The 20,477-nt window shown below is 70.1% G+C and carries 19 protein-coding genes and 2 tRNA genes; 11 read left to right on the top strand and 10 right to left on the bottom strand.

From position 1 onward, the window contains the following. Positions 1-55: 55 nt before the first annotated feature. The 4 genes from AC07AG_RS13945 (at position 56) to AC07AG_RS13930 (ending at position 3,598) form a co-directional block, all read left to right on the top strand. Positions 56-778 (top strand): M50 family metallopeptidase, encoded by a 723-nt coding sequence (locus AC07AG_RS13945; RefSeq protein ID WP_478754948.1) that lies wholly within the window; start codon positions 56-58, stop codon positions 776-778. A gap of 41 nt (positions 779-819) precedes the next feature. Then, a complete protein-coding gene (gene aroA, locus AC07AG_RS13940) occupies positions 820-2,136 on the top strand; it encodes a 3-phosphoshikimate 1-carboxyvinyltransferase (RefSeq protein ID WP_478754946.1) in 1,317 nt (438 codons plus the stop codon). 15 nt (positions 2,137-2,151) lie between these two features. Next, positions 2,152-3,165 (top strand): ribosome small subunit-dependent GTPase A, encoded by a 1,014-nt coding sequence (gene rsgA, locus AC07AG_RS13935; RefSeq protein ID WP_478754944.1) that lies wholly within the window; start codon positions 2,152-2,154, stop codon positions 3,163-3,165. Between the two features lie 109 nt (positions 3,166-3,274). Beyond that, positions 3,275-3,598: a DMT family transporter gene (locus tag AC07AG_RS13930; RefSeq protein WP_249587857.1), complete on the top strand. Its 324-nt coding sequence runs from the start codon at positions 3,275-3,277 to the stop codon at positions 3,596-3,598. Between the two features lie 78 nt (positions 3,599-3,676). On the opposite strand, the gene AC07AG_RS13925 is transcribed toward AC07AG_RS13930, so the two are convergent. Then, positions 3,677-4,282, bottom strand: a complete 606-nt coding sequence (locus AC07AG_RS13925) for a TetR/AcrR family transcriptional regulator (protein ID WP_478754942.1) — start codon at positions 4,280-4,282, stop codon at positions 3,677-3,679. Positions 4,283-4,445: 163 nt separating this feature from the next. On the opposite strand from AC07AG_RS13925, the gene hisN reads away from it, so the two are divergent. Both hisN and AC07AG_RS13915 read left to right on the top strand, forming a co-directional pair. After that, positions 4,446-5,246, top strand: coding sequence for a histidinol-phosphatase (hisN, locus tag AC07AG_RS13920; RefSeq protein ID WP_249587859.1), 801 nt, complete (start codon positions 4,446-4,448; stop codon positions 5,244-5,246). Between the two features lie 146 nt (positions 5,247-5,392). Then, complete coding sequence (locus AC07AG_RS13915; RefSeq protein ID WP_478754939.1) at positions 5,393-5,794, top strand: CBS domain-containing protein; 402 nt, start codon at positions 5,393-5,395, stop codon at positions 5,792-5,794. 89 nt (positions 5,795-5,883) lie between these two features. Here AC07AG_RS13915 and AC07AG_RS13910 read toward each other — a convergent pair whose 3' ends face one another. After that, on the bottom strand, positions 5,884-7,353 hold the full coding sequence (locus AC07AG_RS13910) for a catalase (protein ID WP_478755553.1): 1,470 nt from the start codon (positions 7,351-7,353) through the stop codon (positions 5,884-5,886). 165 nt (positions 7,354-7,518) lie between these two features. Here AC07AG_RS13910 and AC07AG_RS13905 point away from each other — a divergent pair, with 165 nt between their 5' ends. The 4 genes from AC07AG_RS13905 (at position 7,519) to AC07AG_RS13890 (ending at position 10,907) form a co-directional block, all read left to right on the top strand. After that, positions 7,519-7,935: a Fur family transcriptional regulator gene (locus AC07AG_RS13905; protein ID WP_249587862.1), complete on the top strand. Its 417-nt coding sequence runs from the start codon at positions 7,519-7,521 to the stop codon at positions 7,933-7,935. A 145-nt stretch (positions 7,936-8,080) separates the two neighbouring features. Next, positions 8,081-8,866, top strand: coding sequence for an ABC transporter ATP-binding protein (locus AC07AG_RS13900; RefSeq protein WP_478754937.1), 786 nt, complete (start codon positions 8,081-8,083; stop codon positions 8,864-8,866). Next, on the top strand, positions 8,863-9,738 hold the full coding sequence (locus AC07AG_RS13895) for an ABC transporter permease (protein WP_478754935.1): 876 nt from the start codon (positions 8,863-8,865) through the stop codon (positions 9,736-9,738). The genes AC07AG_RS13900 and AC07AG_RS13895 overlap by 4 nt, the downstream gene beginning before the upstream one ends. Before the next feature lie 26 nt (positions 9,739-9,764). After that, positions 9,765-10,907 carry an ABC transporter substrate-binding protein gene (locus tag AC07AG_RS13890; RefSeq protein WP_478755551.1) on the top strand — a complete coding sequence of 381 codons (1,143 nt, stop codon included), beginning with the start codon at positions 9,765-9,767 and terminating at the stop codon, positions 10,905-10,907. Positions 10,908-10,965: 58 nt separating this feature from the next. Here AC07AG_RS13890 and AC07AG_RS13885 read toward each other — a convergent pair. The 4 genes from AC07AG_RS13885 to AC07AG_RS13870 all read right to left on the bottom strand — a co-directional run bounded on the left by AC07AG_RS13885 (position 10,966) and on the right by AC07AG_RS13870 (position 16,341). Continuing rightward, positions 10,966-11,039, bottom strand: a tRNA-Met gene (locus AC07AG_RS13885). 203 nt (positions 11,040-11,242) lie between these two features. After that, complete coding sequence (locus AC07AG_RS13880) at positions 11,243-13,075, bottom strand: tetratricopeptide repeat protein (protein ID WP_478754933.1); 1,833 nt, start codon at positions 13,073-13,075, stop codon at positions 11,243-11,245. Between the two features lie 220 nt (positions 13,076-13,295). Continuing rightward, positions 13,296-13,369, bottom strand: a tRNA-Met gene (locus AC07AG_RS13875). A gap of 50 nt (positions 13,370-13,419) precedes the next feature. Then, complete coding sequence (locus AC07AG_RS13870) at positions 13,420-16,341, bottom strand: UPF0182 family membrane protein (RefSeq protein WP_478755549.1); 2,922 nt, start codon at positions 16,339-16,341, stop codon at positions 13,420-13,422. A 146-nt stretch (positions 16,342-16,487) separates the two neighbouring features. On the opposite strand from AC07AG_RS13870, the gene AC07AG_RS13865 reads away from it, so the two are divergent. Next, complete coding sequence (locus tag AC07AG_RS13865) at positions 16,488-17,030, top strand: PPA1309 family protein (protein WP_361050358.1); 543 nt, start codon at positions 16,488-16,490, stop codon at positions 17,028-17,030. 108 nt (positions 17,031-17,138) lie between these two features. Here the strand turns inward: AC07AG_RS13865 and AC07AG_RS13860 are convergent, their stop codons facing one another. From AC07AG_RS13860 to AC07AG_RS13845, 4 genes are all read right to left on the bottom strand, one after another. After that, positions 17,139-18,224: a YlbL family protein gene (locus AC07AG_RS13860; protein WP_478754931.1), complete on the bottom strand. Its 1,086-nt coding sequence runs from the start codon at positions 18,222-18,224 to the stop codon at positions 17,139-17,141. A 68-nt stretch (positions 18,225-18,292) separates the two neighbouring features. Next, complete coding sequence (locus AC07AG_RS13855; RefSeq protein WP_478754929.1) at positions 18,293-18,463, bottom strand: hypothetical protein; 171 nt, start codon at positions 18,461-18,463, stop codon at positions 18,293-18,295. A gap of 162 nt (positions 18,464-18,625) precedes the next feature. Then, positions 18,626-19,090 carry a molybdenum cofactor biosynthesis protein MoaE gene (locus AC07AG_RS13850; RefSeq protein ID WP_478754927.1) on the bottom strand — a complete coding sequence of 155 codons (465 nt, stop codon included), beginning with the start codon at positions 19,088-19,090 and terminating at the stop codon, positions 18,626-18,628. A gap of 117 nt (positions 19,091-19,207) precedes the next feature. Beyond that, complete coding sequence (locus AC07AG_RS13845; RefSeq protein ID WP_361050367.1) at positions 19,208-20,320, bottom strand: SDR family oxidoreductase; 1,113 nt, start codon at positions 20,318-20,320, stop codon at positions 19,208-19,210. Positions 20,321-20,477 lie beyond the last annotated feature (157 nt).

Here is a 20,477-nt window from a genome sequence, read left to right as displayed (position 1 = left end):
CAGACTGCCAGACCCCGTACGACCAGAGGAGCCGGTCCCGACAATGGCACGAGCTATGGAAACAACCGCGAACGCCAGCCTGACCGACCTCTGGGACCGGGTCTTCGGCACGCAGGCGGCCCCCGACGAGTGGCTGGTGATCGCCACCGGTGTCGTCGCGCTCGCCGTCGTCGTCCCGCACGGCATCTGGCGGATCGCCCGCAACGCCATCACCATCGCGCACGAGGGCGGCCACGGCCTGGTCGCCCTCCTGACCGGGCGCCGCCTCGACGGCATCCGGCTGCACTCCGACACCAGCGGCCTCACCGTCTCCCGCGGCAAGCCCACCGGCCTCGGCATGATCCTCACCGCGGCCTCCGGCTACACCGCGCCGCCCCTCCTGGGCCTCGCCGGCGCCGCACTGCTCGCCGCCGACCACATCACGGCGTTCCTGTGGATCGCGACGGCGCTGCTCATAGTGATGCTGGTCATGATCCGGAACGCGTACGGCGCCCTCACCGTGATCATCACCGGCGGCACCTTCCTGCTCGTCTCCTGGCTGACCAGCTCGCAGGTGCAGGCCGCGTTCGCGTACGCGGTGGTGTGGTTCCTGCTCCTGGGCGGCGTACGTCCCGCCTTCGAGCTGCAGTCCAAGCGCAGGCGCGGCGGCGCGGGCGACTCGGACGCGGACCAGCTGTCCCGGCTCACGCACGTGCCCGCGGGGATGTGGCTCTTCCTCTTCCACGCCGTCTCACTGTGCTCGCTGATAGGCGGCGGACGCTGGCTGCTCGGGCTCTGAGCAGCGGACTTCCCCCAGCTCCCTGCCACTAAAGTGGGGGCATGACCGTTAACCCAGCGCACAGCACCCTCTGGCCAGCCCCGCACGCGAGCGGAGCCGTCGCCGCGACGGTCCATGTGCCCGGGTCCAAATCGGTCACCAACCGCGGCCTGGTCCTCGCCGCACTCGCCGCCGAGCCCGGCTGGCTGCGCCGGCCGCTGCGCTCCCGCGACACCCTGCTGATGGCGGGCGCCCTGCGCACCCTCGGCGTCGGCATCGAGGAGGGCGTGGGCCCGGACGGCTCCGGTGAGGCCTGGCGCGTCATCCCCTCCGGCCTGCAGGGCCCCGCCACGGTCGACGTCGGCAACGCCGGCACGGTCATGCGCTTCCTGCCCCCGGTCGCCGCCCTGGCCGACGGCTCGATCCGCTTCGACGGCGACCCCCGTTCGTACGAGCGGCCGCTGGACGGCGTGATCGACGCCCTGCGCGTGCTCGGCGCCCGTATCGACGACGACAGCCGCGGCGCGCTGCCGCTGACCGTGCACGGCAGCGGTGCCCTTGACGGCGGCCCGGTCGAGATCGACGCCTCCTCGTCCTCGCAGTTCGTCAGCGCCCTGCTGCTCTCGGGCCCGCGCTTCAACCAGGGTGTCGAGGTGCGTCACACCGGCTCCGCCCTGCCCTCCATGCCGCACATCCGGATGACCGTCGACATGCTCCGCGCGGTCGGCGCCCAGGTGGACACCCCGGAGTCGGGCGGCGAGCCGAACGTGTGGCGGGTCACCCCCGGCGCCCTCCTCGGCCGCGATCTGACCGTCGAGCCCGACCTCTCCAACGCCCAGCCGTTCCTGGCCGCCGCGCTGGTCACCGGCGGCCGTGTGACCATCCCCGACTGGCCCGCGCACACCACGCAGCCCGGCGACAAGCTGCGGGAGATCTTCACCGAGATGGGCGGTTCCTGCGAACTGACCGAGCAGGGGCTCGTGTTCACGGGCTCCGGCTCGATCCACGGCATCGACGTGGACCTGAGCGAGGTCGGCGAGCTCACCCCCGGCATCGCGGCCGTCGCGGCCCTGGCCGACTCCCCCTCGACCCTGCGCGGCGTCGCCCACCTGCGGCTGCACGAGACGGACCGCCTGGCGGCCCTCACCAAGGAGATCAACGAACTCGGCGGCGACGTCACCGAGACCGCCGACGGACTGCACATCCGTCCGCGCCGCCTGCACGGCGGGATCTTCCACACGTACGACGACCACCGCATGGCCACCGCGGGCGCCATCATCGGCCTGGCGGTGGAGGGCGTACAGATCGAGAATGTCGCGACGACGGCGAAGACGCTGCCCGACTTCCCCGACCTCTGGACCGGAATGCTCGGGAACTGACGGGCTGATCCAGACATGCGCCGCTACGGAAAGAACCCCGACGAGGACGACATCCGCGTCCGCCCCAACCGCAAGGGCAACCGCCCGCGCACCCACATCAGGCCCAAGCACGAGGACGCGTCCGACGGGATGGTCCTCACCGTCGACCGGGGCCGCCTCACCGTTCTGGTCGACGACCGGATCGTCCTGGCCATGAAGGCCCGCGAACTGGGCCGCAAGGCCGCCGTGGTGGGCGACCGGGTCTCGCTCGTCGGCGATCTCTCCGGCAAGAAGGACACCCTCGCGCGCATCGTGCGCATCTCGCCGCGTACGTCGGTCCTGCGGCGCACGGCCGACGACGACGACCCGTACGAGCGGGTGGTCGTCGCCAACGCCGACCAGCTCGCCATCGTCACCGCCCTCGCCGATCCGGAGCCGCGCACGCGCCTGATCGACCGCTGCATCGTGGCGGCGTACGACGGTGGTCTCACCCCGCTCCTCGTCCTGACCAAGTCCGACCTGGCGTCCGCCGACAAGATCCTGGAGACGTACTCCACGCTCGACATGCCCTACGTCGTCACCAGCCGCGAGGAGTTCACCGACGGCGCGGAGCTCGCCCGGGTGCACGAGGTGCTCGACGGCAAGGTCACCGCGTTCGTCGGCCACTCCGGGGTGGGCAAGACGACGCTGGTCAACGCACTGGTGCCGGATGACCGCCGGCGCAGCACCGGGCACGTCAACGCCGTCACGGGCCGCGGCCGGCACACCACCGTGTCGGCACTCGCGCTCCCGCTGGCGGGCTCGGACGGCGGCTGGGTGATCGACACGCCCGGCGTGCGCTCCTTCGGCCTGCACCACGTCGACCCGTCCCGCGTCATCCTCGCCTTCCCCGACCTGGTGCCGGGGACGGAGGGCTGTCCGCGCGCGTGCAGTCACGACGAGACGGACTGCGCCCTTGACGCATGGGTGGCGGAGGGGCACGCGGACCCCGCGCGTCTCTACTCGCTGCGCAGGCTCCTCGCGACCCGCGAGCGACGCGAGGACGACTGACCTCGCCGTTGTTCGCGCCCGAGGCACCGCGGCAAGGGCATAATCGCACCAGGCCTGATCCAGGCCGGACGAGGCGGTCACCGAACGTACGGTTGCGGGAGGCAGATTCATGGCGTGGCTGCTGGTCATCGTCGCGGGGTTCCTGGAGACCGGATTCGCGGTCTGCCTCAAGCTCTCGCACGGCTTCACCCGGCTCTGGCCGACGATCACCTTCGCGGCCTTCGCCCTCGGCAGCTTCGGCCTGCTCACCCTCGCGCTGCGCAAGCTCGACGTGGGGCCCGCGTACGCGGTCTGGACGGGCATCGGCGCCGCGGGCACCGCGATCTACGGCATGGTCTTCCTCGGTGACGTGGTCTCCACGCTCAAGATCGTCTCCATCTCGCTGGTGATCGCGGGCGTCATCGGCCTCCAGCTCTCGGGCTCCGCCCACTGAGCGGATCTGTCCGCTGAGCGGATCTGTCCCCTGAGCGGCTCCGCCCACTGACCCGCCCCTCTCAGGGGCCCGCCCCTCTCAGGCGTTGATCCAGCGCCCGAGCGCCCCGCGCATCAGTTCCACGGGGTCCTCCCCCACGGGCGAGGGCGCGACCACGTAGGACAACGCCATCCGCACGGCGCTCTCGCAGGCCATGGCCAGCTCCTCGGTGTCCTTCGGGCGCGCCCTGCCGTCCAGCGCGTTCACCGCCTTGTCCCGGACGAGGGCGAGCAGTTCGGCGGGCGAGGGGACGCCCGCGTCCGCGCGCCGCTGCGCCGGTACGGGCGACGTGGAGGCCCCGGGCCTGCTCGGCGCGGGCAGGCGTTCGCTCCAGCAGCCGGTGAGCATGGCCCGCGCGAGTTCGTTCCCGCGCGCGGCGGCGATCGTCCACGCGCTCACCGCGGTGAGCCGGTCCACCGGACCGCCCTCCACGGCCAACGCGCGCTCCACACCGCGCAGATACGCGTCGGTCTCGCGCCGGAGCAGGGCGCGCGCGAGGCCGTCCTTGCTGCCGAACTCGTTGTAGAGGGTCTGCCGGGACACTCCGGCGGTGGCCGCGACATCGACCATGCGTACGCCTGGCCACGGTCGGCGGGTGAGCGCCGTCTTGGCCGCGTCCAGTAAGGATTCCCGTGCTGCAGGCATCGTCGCCTCCCGGGGGCCGAAGCGGCTCTGCGGCCAGAGTTGACGTGCTCGGGAGCGGTGTCAATAGTCCCGGCGCGACCTCGCACGGTATGCGTCATGTCCCGGAATGGCCCGGACATACGGCGCTGTGGCTCAGGCACAACGAGATCGATACTGTTCACTCATGCCCGACTACCACGATGATCTGCGTCTTGCCCACGTCCTCGCGGACGCCGCCGACGCCGCGACGATGGACCGGTTCAAGGCCCTCGACCTCAAGGTCGAGACCAAGCCGGACATGACGCCGGTGAGCGAGGCGGACAAAACGGCCGAGGAGCTGATCCGGTCGAACCTGAAGCGGGGACGGCCGCGCGACGCGATCCTCGGCGAGGAGTTCGGCGTCGAGGGCACGGGCCCACGCCGCTGGGTGATCGACCCGATCGACGGCACCAAGAACTACGTACGCGGGGTGCCGGTCTGGGCCACGCTGATCGCGCTGATGGAGGCGGGCGAGGGCGGCTTCCAGCCGGTGGTGGGCGTCGTGTCGGCGCCGGCCCTCGGGCGGCGCTGGTGGGCGGCGAAGGGCGCGGGTGCCTTCACCGGGCGCAGCCTGACCTCCGCGAGCCGGCTCAAGGCATCCAAGGTCTCGCGGCTCCAGGACGCGTCCTTCGCGTACTCCTCGCTCTCGGGCTGGGAGGAGCAGGGGCGCCTCGACGGGTTCATGGACCTCACGCGCGCGGTCTGGCGCACCCGTGGGTACGGCGACTTCTGGCCGTACATGATGGTCGCCGAGGGCTCGATCGACATCTGCGCGGAGCCCGAGCTCTCGCTCTGGGACATGGCGGCGACCGCGATCATCGTGACCGAGGCGGGCGGCACCTTCACCGGCCTCGACGGCGCTCCGGGCCCGCACAGCGGCAACGCCGCGGCGTCGAACGGCCTGCTCCACGACGAGCTGCTCGGCTACCTCAACCAGCGCTACTGAGGCGCACGCCTCTTCGCCGCACGCCCTGAACCGGCAGCACGCGCCCCCTTGTTGACGACCCGCATGGCTGCGACTCTGAGAGTCCCCCCACTTGTGAACTTGTGAATCGCTTCTCTTGCGGTCCACTCAGGAGGTGGCTCAAGCCCATGCTCGTCCGCGACGCCATGAGCACGATGGTCCTCACCATCGGTCCCGCCCACACACTGCGCCAGGCGGCCCGGCTGATGTCGACGCGCCGCGTCGGCGCGGCCGTCGTCCTCGACCCCGACACCTGCGGCCTGGGAATTCTGACCGAGCGCGACGTCCTGATCTCGGTGGGCCAGGGCCAGAGCCCTGACGCCGAGGTCGCGGGCACGCACACCACGACCGACGTCGTCTTCGCCGACCCGTCCTGGACCTTGGAGGAAGCGGCCGACGCCATGTCGCACGGCGGCTTCCGGCACCTCATCGTGATGGAGGGCAACGAACCCGTCGGGATCGTCTCGGTCCGCGACATCATCCGCTGCTGGGCCCCCGGCAGGCGCCGCGCGGCGACCTTGGCGGTCTGAGCGCACCCTCCCCGGCACACTCCGGAAACGGAAGGCGGGCCGGACCCCCTCGGGGATCCGGCCCGCCTTCTCTCCTACGACAAACGATCTCAGCCGCGAAGGGCCTGGACCGCGGCCTCAAGACGCTTGCCGAAGTCACCGTCCGCCTGACGGAAGTTGTTGATCGCGCGCTCGGCGATGTCGTCGCGCGAGACGCCCGCGATGTTGCCCGCGAGGTTCTCGATCAGCCGGGACTTCTCGTCCTCGGACATCTTGCGGTAGAGGTTGCCCGCCTGCACGAAGTCGTTGTCCTCGGCGTGCGAGGGCGCCTCGTGGTTGCCGGTGCCGCCGGTGACCGGGGTGGACACCCACAGCGGCCGGTCCGTCTGGAACGGGCCGCCGAAGGAGTTCGGCTCGTAGTTCTTCGCGCCCTTGTGGCGGCCGTCGTACAGCGCGCCGTCACGCGAGTTGGTGCGCGCCTCGGTGGCGTGCGGGCGGTTCACCGGCAGGTGGTCGGCGTTGATGCCGACGCGGTAGCGGTGGGCGTCGCCGTACGCGAAGAGGCGGCCCTGGAGCATCTTGTCCGGGGACGGACCGATGCCGGGAACGAAGTGCGCGGGCGAGAAGATGCTCTGCTCGACCTCGGCGAAGATGTTCTCCGGGTTGCGGTTGAGCTCCAGCTTGCCGATCTCGATCGGCGGGTAGTCCTCGTGCGGCCACACCTTGGTGAGGTCGAACGGGTTGAAGCGGTAGTTCGCCGCCTCCGCCGCCGGCATGATCTGCACCTGCACGGTCCAGGACGGGAAGTCGCCGCGCTCGATGGCCTCGCGCAGGTCGCGCTGGTGGGAGTCGGCGTCCTCACCCGCGAGCTTCGCCGCGTCGGCCGCCGTCAGGTTCTTGATCCCCTGGTCGGTCTTGAAGTGGTACTTGACCCAGAAGACCTCGCCGGCCTCGTTGTTCCACTGGTACGTGTGCGAGCCGTACCCGTTCATGTGGCGCAGCGTCGCCGGGATGCCGCGGTCACCGAAGAGCCAGGTGACCTGGTGGGTCGACTCGGGGCTCAGGCCCCAGAAGTCCCAGACGTTGTCGGCTTCCTGCGAGCCCGTGTACGGGTCGCGCTTCTGCGTGTGGATGAAGTCGGGGAACTTGATGGCGTCCTTGATGAAGAAGACGGGGGTGTTGTTCCCGACCAGGTCGTAGTTCCCCTCCTCCGTGTAGAACTTCAGCGCGAAGCCACGGGGGTCACGCACGGCGTCGGCGGAGCCGAGGTTGCCGGCGACGGTGGAGAACCGGAGGAAGGTCTCCGTCTGCTTGCCGACCTCGGAGAGGAACTTCGCACGCGTCCACTGCGAGACGTCGCGGGTCAGCGTGAAGGTGCCGTACGCGCCGGCGCCGCGGGCGTGGACGATGCGCTCCGGGATGCGCTCGCGGTTGAAGTGCGCGAGCTTCTCCAGCAGCGCCTGGTCCTGGACGAGCACCGGACCGCCGACACCAGCGGTCTCGCTGTTCTGGTTGTCCGCGACCGGCGCGCCGGCCTCCGTGGTGAGCGGTCCCTGCGTCACGTGCGCCTCCTGCGTCATTTCCTGCAAGTCCTGTCCTTCGGCGTCTGCCTTGGCGTCTGCCCTTGACGTCCGCTCTTGGCGTCCGCCGATCCCGATCCTACGATGGACTTTGTCTAAGTCAAGTAAACATCCAAAGTCACACCTCGTCGGGACTTAGGTCCTTCGCCTGCTAGGCTGGTTCACATGAGCGACCTGTTGGAACGACTGCGCGGACGCGGTTGGCGCATGACCGCACAGCGGCGCGTCGTGGCCGAGGTCCTCGACGGGGACCACGTACACCTGACCGCGGACGAGGTGCACTCCCGCGCCGTGGACAAGCTGCCCGAGATCTCCCGGGCGACCGTCTACAACACCCTGGGTGAGCTGGTGACCCTCGGCGAGGTCCTCGAGGTGTCGACGGACCGCAGGGCCAAGCGGTACGACCCGAACGCCCACCGCCCCCACCAGCACCTGGTGTGCGCGCAGTGCGGCACGATCCGCGACGTCCACCCCACGGGCAACCCCCTGGCCAGCCTCCCCGACTCGGAACGCTTCGGCTTCACGATCGAGGGCGCGGACGTCACGTACCGAGGCACGTGCCCGAACTGCGCGAAGGCGTAGCACTTCTTCTTACGTTCACGAAGCCCCCGGAGCCCACGAGGCACCGGGGGCTCGTGTGGTTTGCGGGCAGGCCCCTTCCGGAATCTGACGGTGCGTCATATGGTCGGCGGCGCCCATATCCGCCTGCCCTCCGCAAGGAGACCCCGTGGGAGATCCGCACCCCAAACTAGAAGCCCACGCAGTGACGAGAACGTTCGGCCGCGGCGCCAGGGCCGTGGACGCACTGGGTCCGGTGGACCTCACCGTCGCCCCCGGCGAATTCACCTGCATCGTCGGCCCCTCCGGCTGCGGAAAATCAACGCTGCTCCGCATAGCCGCAGGCCTCCTGCGGCCGAGCAAGGGTCAGCTGACGATCCGCACCGCGGACCCGCGCCCCGCAGCGATGATCTTCCAGGACTACGGCATCTACGACTGGAAGACCGTCCAGGCCAACGTCCGCTTCGGCCTGGACATCCAGAAGGTCCCCCGCCGCGAGGCCGACACCCGGGCCAGGGACTGGCTGACCCGCCTCGGCCTCGCCGACTTCGCCGACGCCTACCCCGCCACCCTCTCCGGCGGCATGCGCCAACGCGTGGCCATCGCCCGCGCCCTGGCCGTGGAACCCGAGATCCTCCTGATGGACGAGCCGTTCGCGGCCCTGGACGCCCAGCTCCGCACGATCCTCCAGGACGAGCTCCTCGACCTCACCCAGACCACCCGCACCACCACCCTCTTCATCACCCACAGCCTCGAAGAAGCGATCGTGCTCGGCGACCGCGTCCTGGTCATGTCCGCACGGCCGGGCCGCATCATCGCCGAACACCGCCCGCCGTTCCAGAGGCCCCGCACCGGCGACGTACGCGCGACCCCCGAATTCACCGCCCTCAAGGGCGAGTTGTGGGACCTGCTGCGCGGCGAGGTGGTCCGCGAGGACGAGGCGGTACCGGCATGACGACGACCACCCCGCGCAAGACGGCCGGCCCCGAGGCCGGCGTACTCGTCCGCAGGCCGGGCCCCCAGGAGCTGCACCCCGCCCGCACCCACCGCAGGCGCCGCACCCTGGAGATCGGCCTCGCCGCCGCCGTCCCCCTCGCCCTGATCCTCCTGTGGCAACTGGCCGCCACCCAGGCCTGGATCGACGACCGCGTCTATCCCGCTCCGCAGACCATCCTGGAGGACGGCTGGCAGCGCGCGGCGGACGGCGACCTGTGGCCCGACGTGTGGGCCACGCTCAAGCGCGTGCTCGCCGGATACGCGATCGGCACGGTCACCGGTTACGCGCTCGGCCTCCTCATGGGCTCGCTCTCCCTCGTGCGCGCTGCGCTCGAACCGCTCCTGGACGCGCTGTACGTCGTACCGAAGCTGGCCCTGCTGCCCGTCTTCCTGAACATGTTCGGCCTCGGCGAAGGCCCGCAGATCGCGCTCGTCGCGGCCACCGTCTTCTTCTTCGTCTGGATCTCGACGATGGCGGCGGTGCTCGCCGTGCCCTCCGGTCACCGCGACGCGGGCCAGGTCTTCGGCGCGTCGCCGTGGCAGATGTTCCGCCACGTCCTGTTGCCCGCATCGCTGCCCGCCGTGCTCGTCGGTGCGCGGATCGCGGCGGGTGTCGCGGTCCTGGTGATCGTGGCGTCGGAGCAGATCGCGGCGTCGAACGGCCTGGGCCACCTGATCTTCGACTCCCGGGCACTGTTCCAGAACGACGTGATGTTCGTCGGCATCGTCTGCGTCGCCGTGCTCGGCGTCGTCTTCTCCGAACTGGTGCGGATCGTCGGCCGGTTGCTCACTCCCTGGGCCCCGCGCGACCGCGGCAGAAGCCAGTCATGAACCATTCGTCCGCGTACGGAGGCTCCATGCACACCCGCATCCCCGCACTCGCGCTGCTCATCGCGGGCTCACTGCTCGCCTCGGCGGGCTGCGCGAAGGAGGACGACACCACGGACTCGGCGGCGTCCGCGAAGCCCCGCTCCGTCAAGGCGGTCGCAGGCTGCGGCAAGGGCAGCTGGACGGACCCGGCCGACCTCTCCAAGGACCGCGCACCCGCCCGCTGCGACAAGGGCACCCCGGCCCCGCGCCCGCTCGCCAAGGAGCGCAGCCTCACCATCGCGACCGGCACGCTGAGCGCCGAGTACGTCGCGCCGCTCCAAATGGCCGTGGAGAAGGGCGAGTTCAAGAAGGAGGGCCTGGACGTCCACCTCAAGGTGCTCCCGACCCCCGACGCGCTCCCGCTCCTGGCCAAGGGGGACATCGACGCCCAGTGGGCCGCCCCCGAGGCCGCCGTCATGAACGGCATCACCAGCGGCTTCACCATCAAGTGGGCGGCCGGGAACTTCTCGCCCGGCCCCGGGTCCAAGAGCGGCCTGTGGGTGAAGCTGAAGAAGGGCGAGAGCGCGGGCCACGTCCCGATGGCCGGCCGGAAGCTCGGCACCATGATCGGCAAGGGCTCGGTCATCTCGTACCCCATGGGCAGGACCCTGAAGAAGCACGGCGGCGGCCTCGACAAGATCCAGTTCCAGCAGCTGGGTTCGGCGGACATCCTGACCGCCCTCCAGAACGGCGGCACCGACTCCGCCTGGCTCCTCGACCCGGTCTGGCGCAAGGTCGACGGCGACAAGCAGTACGCGTTCCTCGGCGGCCAGCCCCAGGGCGAACCGCTCGGCGGCCTGCTGTTCGGCCCCAACCTCCTGACCGAGGACCCGGACGCGGGCGTCGCGCTGCTGCGCGCGTACATCAGGACCGTGAACACGTACTTCGCCGGTGACTACAAGGCCGACAAGGCCTTCGTGACCGAGCTCGCGAAGCTCCTGAAGACCGACGAGGCGGTCCTGAGGTCGACTCCGTCGCTGCGCATGGACTGGGAGATCCGGGCCGGGACGACGGACCGGCTCCAGGCGGCGTACGAGACGGCGGGCGTCGCCGAGGGGGACAAGGTCCCGGAGAGCAAGGCGGTGGACCGCAGGCTGTACGAGGAGGCGGTGGGCCACAAACCGTCTTGAAGTGGCCCGGACATACCAGAGGCCGGGAAGCTGATGCTTCCCGGCCTCTGGCCTTTAGTAGCGGGGACAGGATTTGAACCTGCGACCTCTGGGTTATGAGCCCAGCGAGCTACCGAGCTGCTCCACCCCGCGCCGTTGTGTTGCAACCGTACGTCAGAGCCCCCGACCAGCGCAAATCCGTTCGGCGCCTGGCTGGGGGCGGGCGTCCCGTGCCGCTGTGGGCAGGCATTCCGCGGGCCTACCCCCACCCTGGAAGCCCCCGCTGTGCCCACCCACTGCCCGCACCCGCCAGACAGCAGGCGCGGGCACGGGCACGGGTAAGCACATCCGCAGGGCTACGCAGTCAGCTCCTGCTGAAGCGCTTCCCGCAGCCGCGCCGCCCGCTCGGAGACCTCGGCGGGCCCAAGATCAACCGCACGCGAAGCCCAGCGCTGCCCCTCCACCAGCTGCCCGCGCCGGGCGTAGAGCAGCGCGAGGCGCAGAGCGGCCCGGCCGTGCCCCGCGTCAGCGGCCCGGGTCCACCAGAGCGCGGCCTCGGGCTCACTCCCCTCACGTGCAAGGAGAAGCCCCAGGTTGAACGCCCCGTTCCGGCTCCCGGCGTCCGCCGCGAGGCGGTACCACCGCGCCGCCTCCACGACGTCCCCGCGCCCCGCGGCCAGCATGCCGACCCGGACCTGCGCGCGCCGGTGCCCCTGCTCGGCAGCCCGCTCGTACCACTCCTCGCACTCGGTCTTCGCGGCAGCGGGCTCCCCGAGCGCGGGCGGACCCGCGGGGGGCCGCCGCGCGTCCAGGACCGTGCCGAGCCGGTAGGCGGCCTCCGCGCTGCCGCCGCCCGCCGCGCACCGCAGATGCCGCTCGGCGTCCTGCTCGTCGCCCTCCCGCAGCCGCGCGGTGCCGACCTGGAGCGCGGCCTCGGTGTGCCCGGCGGCAGCCGCGCGCTCGTACCAGGGCAGGGCGGAGCCCTCGTCGTCACGGGACGCGTACAGAATCCCGAGGTTGAAGGCCGCGTCCACGCTGCCCGCCTCCGCGGCCTTGGAGAACCACGGCTCGGCGCCCGCCGCGTCGCCGCCCTGGAGCAGCAGCACGGCGAGCGCGTTGGCGGCCTCGCGGTGACCGGCGTACGCGGCACGCCTGTACCACTGGTCGGCCTGCGCGGTCCGCCCCTGCTCGGCGCAGAGCAGACCGAGGTTGTACGCGCCGTTCACGTCGCCCGCGTCCATGGCTGCCCTGTACCACCGCTCGGCGGTCTGGGTCTCGCCGCGCTCGGCGTGCAGCGCGCCCAGGGCGTTCGCGGCGTTCCCGTCGCCGTCCTGGGCTGCTTTCAGCCACCAGACGGCGGCGTTCTCCTCGTCGCCCGCGTCACGCAGCAGGAAGCCGAGGGCGCAGGCGGCGCGCGCCTCCCCGTCCTTCGCGGAGTTCAGGTACCAGCGCCCCGCCTCCTTCAGCTCGCCGCGCTGCTCCAGGATCGCGCCGAGGTGCAGCGCGGCACGCCGGTGCCCGCGCGCGGCGGCCTGGCGATACCACTGCTCGGCCTCGGCCTCGGCGGAACGTGCTCCTTTGGCCTTGGCGTCCGCCTTGGCCTTGGCGGCGGCCTTGGTGTCGCCGCGCTCGGCCATGGCACGCCGGTCCAGGGCGCGGGCGATGCGGTACGCGGCCTCGCGGTGGCCTCGCTCGGCCGATGCCCGCATCCAGCGCTCGGCACCGACGTCACCGCGGTGCTCCAGAAGGTCGGCGAGGGCGTACGCGCCCAGGGCGTGGCCCTGCTCTGCGGACTGCCGCAGCCAGTACTCCGCGGCGGGCTCGTCGCCGCGCTCGCGGTGGTGGCGCCCGAGCGCGTGCGCGGCCGCGGCGGAACCCGCGACGGCGGCGACCCGCCACCATCCGGCCGCCTCGTCGGCGTACCCGCGCTGGTGGAGGAGGACTCCGAGGTTGTTGGCGGCGGCGCGGTCGCCCTCGGCGGTCGCGGCGCGCAGCAGAGATTCGGCCCCGTCGAGATCACCGCGGCGCAGCAGAAGGCTCCCGAGGACACTCATCGCGTCGACGTCTCCGGCCTCGGCGGCCAGCCGATGGCGCATCTCCTCGGCGGCCGCCCCGGGATCCTCCCGGTCGGCCGGCTGCACAAACCGCCCTGTCTCCAACAGAGTTGCCTTGTCCCCCATAACGTCCATCGTCGCACCACCTGCAACCTGGGTACACCTGGTATACCGCAGCCAGTGAGGTCACTTCAGCGTTTTGTCGACATGCCCACAGAGAGATAAGTCAAACACAGATCTCCCAACTCCCCTCGGGCGGAGCACGGTTCGCACAGACCAGCGCACGCCGCCACGGACCCTCCACACACGCGACGAAGGCCCGGATCCGATAAGGATCCGGGCCTTCACCTTCTAGTAGCGGGGACAGGATTTGAACCTGCGACCTCTGGGTTATGAGCCCAGCGAGCTACCGAGCTGCTCCACCCCGCGCCGTTGTGTTCAAACCGTACCACGGCGCGGAGGGGGTGTTTCGCAGCTGGTCAGCCGCCCTTCTTGTCGCCGTTCTTGTCCCCGCTCTTGTCTGCGTTCTTGTCGCCCTTCTTGTCCGCCGCGGCCTGGGCGTCCTCGGCTCGCTGGAGGGCTTCCTGCAGCTTGTCCTGGGCTTCTCCGTAGGCCTTCCAGTCGCCGTCCTTCAGGGCCGTCTGCCCGTCCTCGAACGCCGTCTGGGCGTCGTCGAGGGCAGCCTGCACCGTCGGGTCGTTCGTCTTGGGCGGCTCGGTCGGCTCGTCCGTGTCACCGTCGTCGGCCGGTGGCTTGGTGGTCCCCTCGGCGCCGAAGACCTGGTTGAGGCCGTCGCTCAGGGAGTCCGCGAACGCGGTCTCCGTGCCGTACGACACCGCCACCTTCTTCAGGAGCGGATACGCCGATTTGCGTCCCTGTACATACACGGGCTCGACGTAGAGGAAACCGTCGTCCAGTGGAACGGTGAGCAGGTTTCCGTAGAGGACGTCGGAGTCGGCGCCCTTCATGTCCCGGACGAAGTTGCCGACCTCCGTCATCGAGTTCAGCTTGTTCTGGACCTGTTCCGGGCCGTCCACGTCGCCCGTGACTCTCAGCAGCTTCATCGTGCCGAAGTTCTTGCTTCTGGCGTCGGCGTCGACCGTCATGAAGGCCCGTAGGTTGGGCCGCCCACTGGGCGTGAACGTCGTCGTCAGCGAGAACTGCTGCTGGGCCTGACCCGGCGTCTTCATGGACAGGTAGTACGGCGGAACCGCGCTGTTGTCCTTCTTCGTCGGGTCGTTCGGCACCTGCCAGGCGTCACTCGCGTTGTAGAACTGGCCGGGGTCCGTGACGTGGTAGAGCGTCAGGAGCTCGCGCTGCACCTTGAACATGTCCTGGGGGTAGCGCAGGTGGTCCATCAGGGCCTTGGGGATCTCTCCCTTGTCCTTGACGGTGTCCGGGAATGCCTTCTTCCAGGTCTTCAGGACGGGGTCCTTCTCGTCCCAGGTGTAGAGCTTGACCTCACCCGTGTACGCGTCGACGGTCGCCTTCACCGAGTTGCGGATGTAGTTGACCCGGTTCTGCTGGGCCACCACCGCGCGGGCGTCGTCGGACTCGGAGAGCGAGTCCGCCGTCGTGTCGCCGAGCGTGGTCCGCGAGGCGTACGGATAGCCGTTGCTCGTCGTGTAGGCGTCGACGACCCACTGGATCCTGCCGTCGACCACCGTCGGATACGTGTCGCCGTCGATGGTCAGCCAGGGAGCCACCGACTCGACGCGCTCCTTGGGGGTGCGGTTGTAGAGGATCCGCGACCCCTCCCCGATCGCGCCCGAGTACAGCATCTGCGGTTCGCCGAAGGACACGGCGTACGCGGCGCGGTTGATCGGGTTGGAGAGGTTGACGCCGCTGTCGCCCTTGTAGCTGTAGGTCTTCTGACCCCCGCCGTCCTCCTCGTAGTCGAGCTCCTTCTGGGGCCCGCCCACGATCGAGTACTGGGTGGTCTTCTCGCCGTAGTAGATCCGCTGCTCGTAATCGCCGAGCATGCCGGTGGTCGGCAGGCCGGACTCCGTGAAGTCCGGGGCGCCCTTGGAGCCCTTCTTCGTCTCCGTGCCCTTGGCCGTGACCATGCCGTAGCCGTGGGTGTAGGCGAAGTGGTCGTTGATCCAGTTGCGCTTGTCGAGCTTGTCGAGGCTCAGCTCACGCAGACCGACGATGGTGTCCTGGCCCTTGTAGCGGTCCACGTCCAGGGTCGTCGGGAAGCGGTAGTACTCGCGCTCCTGCTCCAGCTGCTGGAACGTCGGCGAGACGATGTTCGGGTCGTTCAGCCGGTAGTTGGCGGCCGAGTCCGCGTCGTCGCGCTTCTGCTTGGGGTCCTCGTCGGCCTTGCCCGCGCCCTTGTAGTCCTCGGGCTGCACGCCGCTGATGCCGTACGCGTCGCGCGTCGCCTTGATGTTCTTCTGGATGTACGGCGCTTCCTTGGCCTGCTCGTTCGGCGAGACCTGGAACTTCTGCACGATGGCCGGGTACAGACCGCCGATGAGGATGGCGGAGAGGACCATCAGGCCGAAGCCGATGACCGGCAGCTGCCAGGTGCGCCGCCACAGCGTCCCGAAGAAGAGCAGCGCGCAGATGACGGCGATGCAGAACAGGATGGTCTTCGCCGGCAGGTACGCGTTCGCGTCCACGTAGCGAAGGCCCGTCCAGTCGCCCGTCGCCTTGAAGTCGCTGGACTTCACCGCGAGCCCGTACCGGTCGAGCCAGTACGCCACGGCCTTGAGCGTCACGAAGACACCGAGCAGCACCGACAGGTGCCCCGTCGAGGCCGCCGTGGCCCGCGCGCCGGGGCTGGTGATCCGCAGCCCGCCGTACAGGTAGTGGGTGAGGGCCGCGGCGATCAGGGAGAGCACCGTGGCCGCGAAGCCGAAGCCCAGCAGGAAGCGGTACCAGGGAAGGTCGAACGCGAAGAACGACACGTCCAGGTGGAACTGCGGGTCCTTCTGACCGAAGGACACTCCGTTCACCCACAGCAGCCATGTGCGCCACTGGCCCGCTGCCGAGGCGCCCGCGATCAGGCCGACGAGCGTGGCGATGCCGAGCAGCAGCCACTTCTTGTACGGCGCGATGCTCATGCGGTACCGGTCGAGGCTCTGCTGCTCCATCGACATGGCGCTCAGCGGCGGGCGCAGCCGGTGCGCCAGCCAGATGTTCAGTCCGACCGCGGCCGCCATCAGGAGGCCGAAGACGAAGAACAGGCCGATCTTGGTCCACAGGGTCGTCGTGAAGACCGACGAATAGTTGACCGAGCGATACCACAGCCAGTCCGTCCAGAACCCCGCGAACATGACGAACACCATGGCCAGAACAGCCAGGATGCCCAGTGTCATGAGCAGGGTCCGGACGCGACGGGACGGTCGGCCCACTCTGATCCGTGGCCCCGTCGGGCCTCCGCCGCGGTCCGGCATCTGGAAAGCCAAGGTGCGCACCTCGAAGTTCGATGTTGATTCTGTTGGTCCGTCAGGGTCCTGTGATCGTGGACCCACACCTATGCAACTTACCTACGCTTTACTCGGTTCCCGTTTCTCGGGACTAACGAGGCAGGATTGTGACCATGTCCAACACTCCCATGGCAGCGAGCCCCCTCACCCGTGCCGTGCTCGAGATCGATGAGTACGCGTCCGGCCTGGGCTGGGACCAGCCCGCGCGCCTCTTCGCGCTCGTCGACACGGCGCGGCTCCGCACCCAAGAACCCGGCCTCGCCACCCAGCTCGGCCTCGACAATTCCCCCGAGGAGACCGCCCTCACCCCCATCGAGCAGGAGGAGATCCCGGCGGGCAAGCCGCTGGACGAGTTCCTCGGCACCATCGCCTGGCCGGACGCCGTGGCGGGCTGCGCCCTCACGGTGGAGCGCCTGATGCTGCCGCCGTCCGCCGAGACGTCCGTCCCGGAGGGGCTCGGCGAGGCGCAGCTCGCGAAGTGGGTGGCCGAGCACCCCGACCGCCAGGAGGTCCGCATGACGGTCGCGGTGCTCCGTGACGGGGCGCGTGAGTCGGCCCTGCGGCTGCGCGAGAAGGACTCGCCGACCGAGGTCCTCACGGGGTCCGACCTGGTTCCGGGTCTCGCGGAGGCGCTGGCGGCCACGTTCGCCGAGTAGTCAGCGCGGCTTCGGCTTCGGCTTCTGTTTCCGCTGCGGTTTCTCATCGGGCGCGGGTGGGGTTCGTCCCCGCCCGCGCCCTTGCGTCTGCTCCGGGTGCCGCCGCCGCTACTTCGCGGTGCACTGCGGCAGGTCCGCGGTGTCGCCCTTGCGGATGTCGGCGAGGGCGTCGACCGCGTCGTCGATCGTGTTCACCTTGACCAGCGTGAGGCCGTCCGGGACGTCCTTGGCTGCCGTGGCGCAGTTGTCCTTCGGCGTCAGGAAGTACTCGGCGCCCTTGGCGCGCGCGCCGACCGTCTTCATCCCGATGCCGCCGATCGGGCCGACCTTGCCCTTGTCGTCGATCGTGCCGGTGCCGGCCACGAACTTGCCGCCGGTGAGGTCGTCCCGGGTCAGCTTGTCGACGATGCCGAGCGCGAACATCAGTCCGGCGCTGGGGCCGCCGACGTCGGCGAGCTTGATGTCGATGGTGAACGGGAACGTGTGATCGGTGCCCGCCTGGATGCCGACGATCGCCCGGCCGTCCTTCGCCTTCTCCGTGGTGATCTTGACGTCTTCCGTCCGGGTCGGCTCCTTGCCCGCCTTCTCGGCGGCGGCCGCCTCCTTGACGGGGACGACGCTGAAGACGACGTCCTGGCCCGGCTTGTGCTTGGTGACCAGCTTGGCGACGTCCGTCATCTCCTTCACGGGCGTGCCGTCCACCTTCTTGATGACGTCGCCCGCATGGAGCGTGCCCTCCGCAGGGCTGTCCTTGAAGACGGTGGAGACGACGACCTGGGACTTCACCGGGATGTCCAGCTCCCGCAACGCCGCGACCTTGGCGCTCTCCTGGGACTGGCTGAACTCCTCGGCGTTCTCCTGGGTCGACTGCTGCTCGGTCTTGCCGTCCGGGTAGAGGGTGTCGTGCGGCACCACGATGTTGTCGTGGGCCAGCCAGCCGTACACGGCCTCGGCGATGTTCATGTTGTAGTCGGCGCTCGTGACCCGGACCGTCGTCATGTTGAGGTGACCGGTCGTCGGGTAGGTCTTGCGGCCGGAGATCTGCAGCACCGGCTCGCCGCCGTGGTCGCCGAGGGTGTTCACCGTGGGACCCGGGGACATCTCCGAGTACGGCACTTTGATGAGCACTCCGGCGCAGAGCAGCGCGATCAGCATGAGGGTGGAGGCGAGCATCGTCGCGGTGCGGCGTGGCATGGAACGACAGTACGGGACCTGCCTGTCAGTGCACCGCTGGGGCCAGTCCGTACGGGGCCCGCCGGCCTTCACGTGCCGGAGTGGGACTTCTCCATCGCCTCGCGGAACGCCGCGTAGCCGTTGAGCTCGGTGTTGTCGCCGGTCTTGCCCGACTTACGGTTGCGCGCGGCCCAGCCGCCCCACAGACCCGCACCGACAGCTGCCGCAAACGGAATCAGCAACCAGGCAAGTGATGCCATGTCGACCTCCCGACCCCATGAGCAACCGCAACTGACTGATCAGCAGATTAACCATCCGCTGCGTCAACGCTCACGCCAGGGGTCGGGTTACGCAACCGGAGACTCTTGGGCCAACTGGCTTGGCGGAGGCAGGAAGAGTTCGGCGGGCACCGGCCGAGGGGATCAGCAGGCGCCGACCCACTCTTCCTTCCCGTCGGCGAACCGCTGGTGCTTCCAGATCGGCACCTCGTGCTTGAGGTCGTCGATCAGCTTGCGGCAGGCGGCGAAGGCCTCCGCGCGGTGCGGGCAGGAGACGGCCACGACGACCGCGAGGTCGCCCACCGCCAGGTCACCGACGCGGTGGACGGCGGCCAGGGCACGCACCGGATATTCGCCGACGACCTTCTCGGCCACCCGGCGCATCTCGGCCTCGGCCGTCGGGTGGGTCGAATAGCCGAGCTCGTCGACGTCCACACCGCCGTCGTGATTGCGCACGGTCCCCACGAAGAGCGCCGTGCCGCCCGCGGCGTCGTCGCCGACGGCCCGGAAGACCTCGTCCAGGGACAGCGGTGCGTCACGGATCGCCAGGAGCCGGATGGGGTCCTGTGCGGCCTGCTCGCCGGGGTGCTCGTTCGTGGTGCGTGCCATGCGGCCATGGTGCCGCACGGCACGGACATCACGGAATAGCGCTTTCGCCCGGCACGCGCGCGTGCCGGGTTGGAGCTCTCTACAGGTGCACCAGGAGATCGGCGGACCTCCGGGATCTCAGATCCGGCGGCGTGCCTTCCGCGCGCGCCGCACCACCGCAGCCGCGCCCAGCAGCGCGACCGTCGCCCCCGCGGCACCCGCGGCCGTCGCGTCCTTGCGCCCGAGCCTGCGTCCCGCCACGGTCCGGCGCCCCGCGACCTCTTCGAGCAGCTCCGCGAGGACCTCCTCGTTGGTCCACTGCGGCCGCCATCCCGCGTCGTGCAGCCTGCTGACGCTGACCACCCACGGGTACATCGTGTACGCGAGGTCACCGGCCGGGGACGGAGTGAGACCGATCCGGTGCAGCCGGGCCGCCGCGCCGAGTGCCACCGTGGAGGGCAGCTCCATGCGGCGGATCTCGCTGAGCTCCTCGACCTCTTCCTGCTCCAGCCATCCGTCGCAGCCGACGGCCAGCTCCCCGTCGACCTTCTCCAGGACGGCGTACTCCAGGGCGCTGCACAGGTCCTCGACGTGGCAGAACTGCCAGGCCGGGCGCGAGCCCGCCACCACGAGCAGCCGGGGCGACTCGAAGTACCGCGTGAGCGCTGTGTCCGTGCCGCCCACCAGGACCGCGGGCCGCACCACGGTGACGTTCAGGCCCGGGTGCGCACGGGGCGCGCGCCGGGCGAGCCGCTCGACCTCCAGGAGGTCACCGACGCCGGTCGCCTCCGCGGTGGCGCGCAGTTCGGAGTCTTCGGAGAGGGGCAGTTCGTTGTCGGACAGGGCTCCGTAGACCATCGCCGACGTGCAGAGCACGACGCGGTGGACACCGGCCGCCGCGGCGGCCGTCAGCACGGTCTGCGTGCCGCGCACGTTGTACGCCGTGCGGGCAGCGGCGTCGGTCTCCAGGTCGAGATCGAGCGCGAGGTGGACCACGACGTCCGCGCCCCGCAGCTTCTCGGCGATGGCCGGATCCCTGACGTCCAGGATGTGCCACTGGGCCTGGGCGCACTCGCCCCGCCGCTCGTCGATGGCAACGACCTGCTTGATCTCCTCGGACGCGGCCAGGCGCTCGGTCAGCAGCGCGCCCACGCCGGACGCGGCGCCGGTGACGGCGACCACGGGCCCGCGTACGGGGGCCGGAGTAGAAAGGTTTCGCGCTGCGCGAACCTGTGGATCTGGGGAACTCACCGGGCGTCTCCAGCGGTTGTCTTCAGTAGATACGCGAATGACGCGTACGTACCAGGTGGCATCCATCCTGCCGCAGGCCATGAGTCGGCGGAGCACTGAGGCCCTATCCCGTCACGGTGTCTACGCTGGGTGGTGTTGTAAGGCAGCCGCCGCCGGA

Source organism: Streptomyces sp. NPDC044044 (assembly GCF_056434405.1).
Note: the sequence above shows the minus strand (reverse complement) of the source record. Positions and strands in the feature narration are given on the sequence as shown.

Coding starts and splice junctions, on each gene's coding strand:
- AC07AG_RS13945 (WP_478754948.1), top strand. CDS start 56: ATGGAAACAACCGCGAACGCCAGCCTGACCGACCTCTGGGACCGGGTC.
- aroA (WP_478754946.1), top strand. CDS start 820: ATGACCGTTAACCCAGCGCACAGCACCCTCTGGCCAGCCCCGCACGCG.
- rsgA (WP_478754944.1), top strand. CDS start 2,152: ATGCGCCGCTACGGAAAGAACCCCGACGAGGACGACATCCGCGTCCGC.
- AC07AG_RS13930 (WP_249587857.1), top strand. CDS start 3,275: ATGGCGTGGCTGCTGGTCATCGTCGCGGGGTTCCTGGAGACCGGATTC.
- AC07AG_RS13925 (WP_478754942.1), bottom strand. CDS start 4,282: ATGCCTGCAGCACGGGAATCCTTACTGGACGCGGCCAAGACGGCGCTC.
- hisN (WP_249587859.1), top strand. CDS start 4,446: ATGCCCGACTACCACGATGATCTGCGTCTTGCCCACGTCCTCGCGGAC.
- AC07AG_RS13915 (WP_478754939.1), top strand. CDS start 5,393: ATGCTCGTCCGCGACGCCATGAGCACGATGGTCCTCACCATCGGTCCC.
- AC07AG_RS13910 (WP_478755553.1), bottom strand. CDS start 7,353: ATGACGCAGGAGGCGCACGTGACGCAGGGACCGCTCACCACGGAGGCC.
- AC07AG_RS13905 (WP_249587862.1), top strand. CDS start 7,519: ATGAGCGACCTGTTGGAACGACTGCGCGGACGCGGTTGGCGCATGACC.
- AC07AG_RS13895 (WP_478754935.1), top strand. CDS start 8,863: ATGACGACGACCACCCCGCGCAAGACGGCCGGCCCCGAGGCCGGCGTA.
- AC07AG_RS13890 (WP_478755551.1), top strand. CDS start 9,765: ATGCACACCCGCATCCCCGCACTCGCGCTGCTCATCGCGGGCTCACTG.
- AC07AG_RS13880 (WP_478754933.1), bottom strand. CDS start 13,075: ATGGACGTTATGGGGGACAAGGCAACTCTGTTGGAGACAGGGCGGTTT.
- AC07AG_RS13870 (WP_478755549.1), bottom strand. CDS start 16,341: ATGCCGGACCGCGGCGGAGGCCCGACGGGGCCACGGATCAGAGTGGGC.
- AC07AG_RS13865 (WP_361050358.1), top strand. CDS start 16,488: ATGTCCAACACTCCCATGGCAGCGAGCCCCCTCACCCGTGCCGTGCTC.
- AC07AG_RS13860 (WP_478754931.1), bottom strand. CDS start 18,224: ATGCCACGCCGCACCGCGACGATGCTCGCCTCCACCCTCATGCTGATC.
- AC07AG_RS13855 (WP_478754929.1), bottom strand. CDS start 18,463: ATGGCATCACTTGCCTGGTTGCTGATTCCGTTTGCGGCAGCTGTCGGT.
- AC07AG_RS13850 (WP_478754927.1), bottom strand. CDS start 19,090: ATGGCACGCACCACGAACGAGCACCCCGGCGAGCAGGCCGCACAGGAC.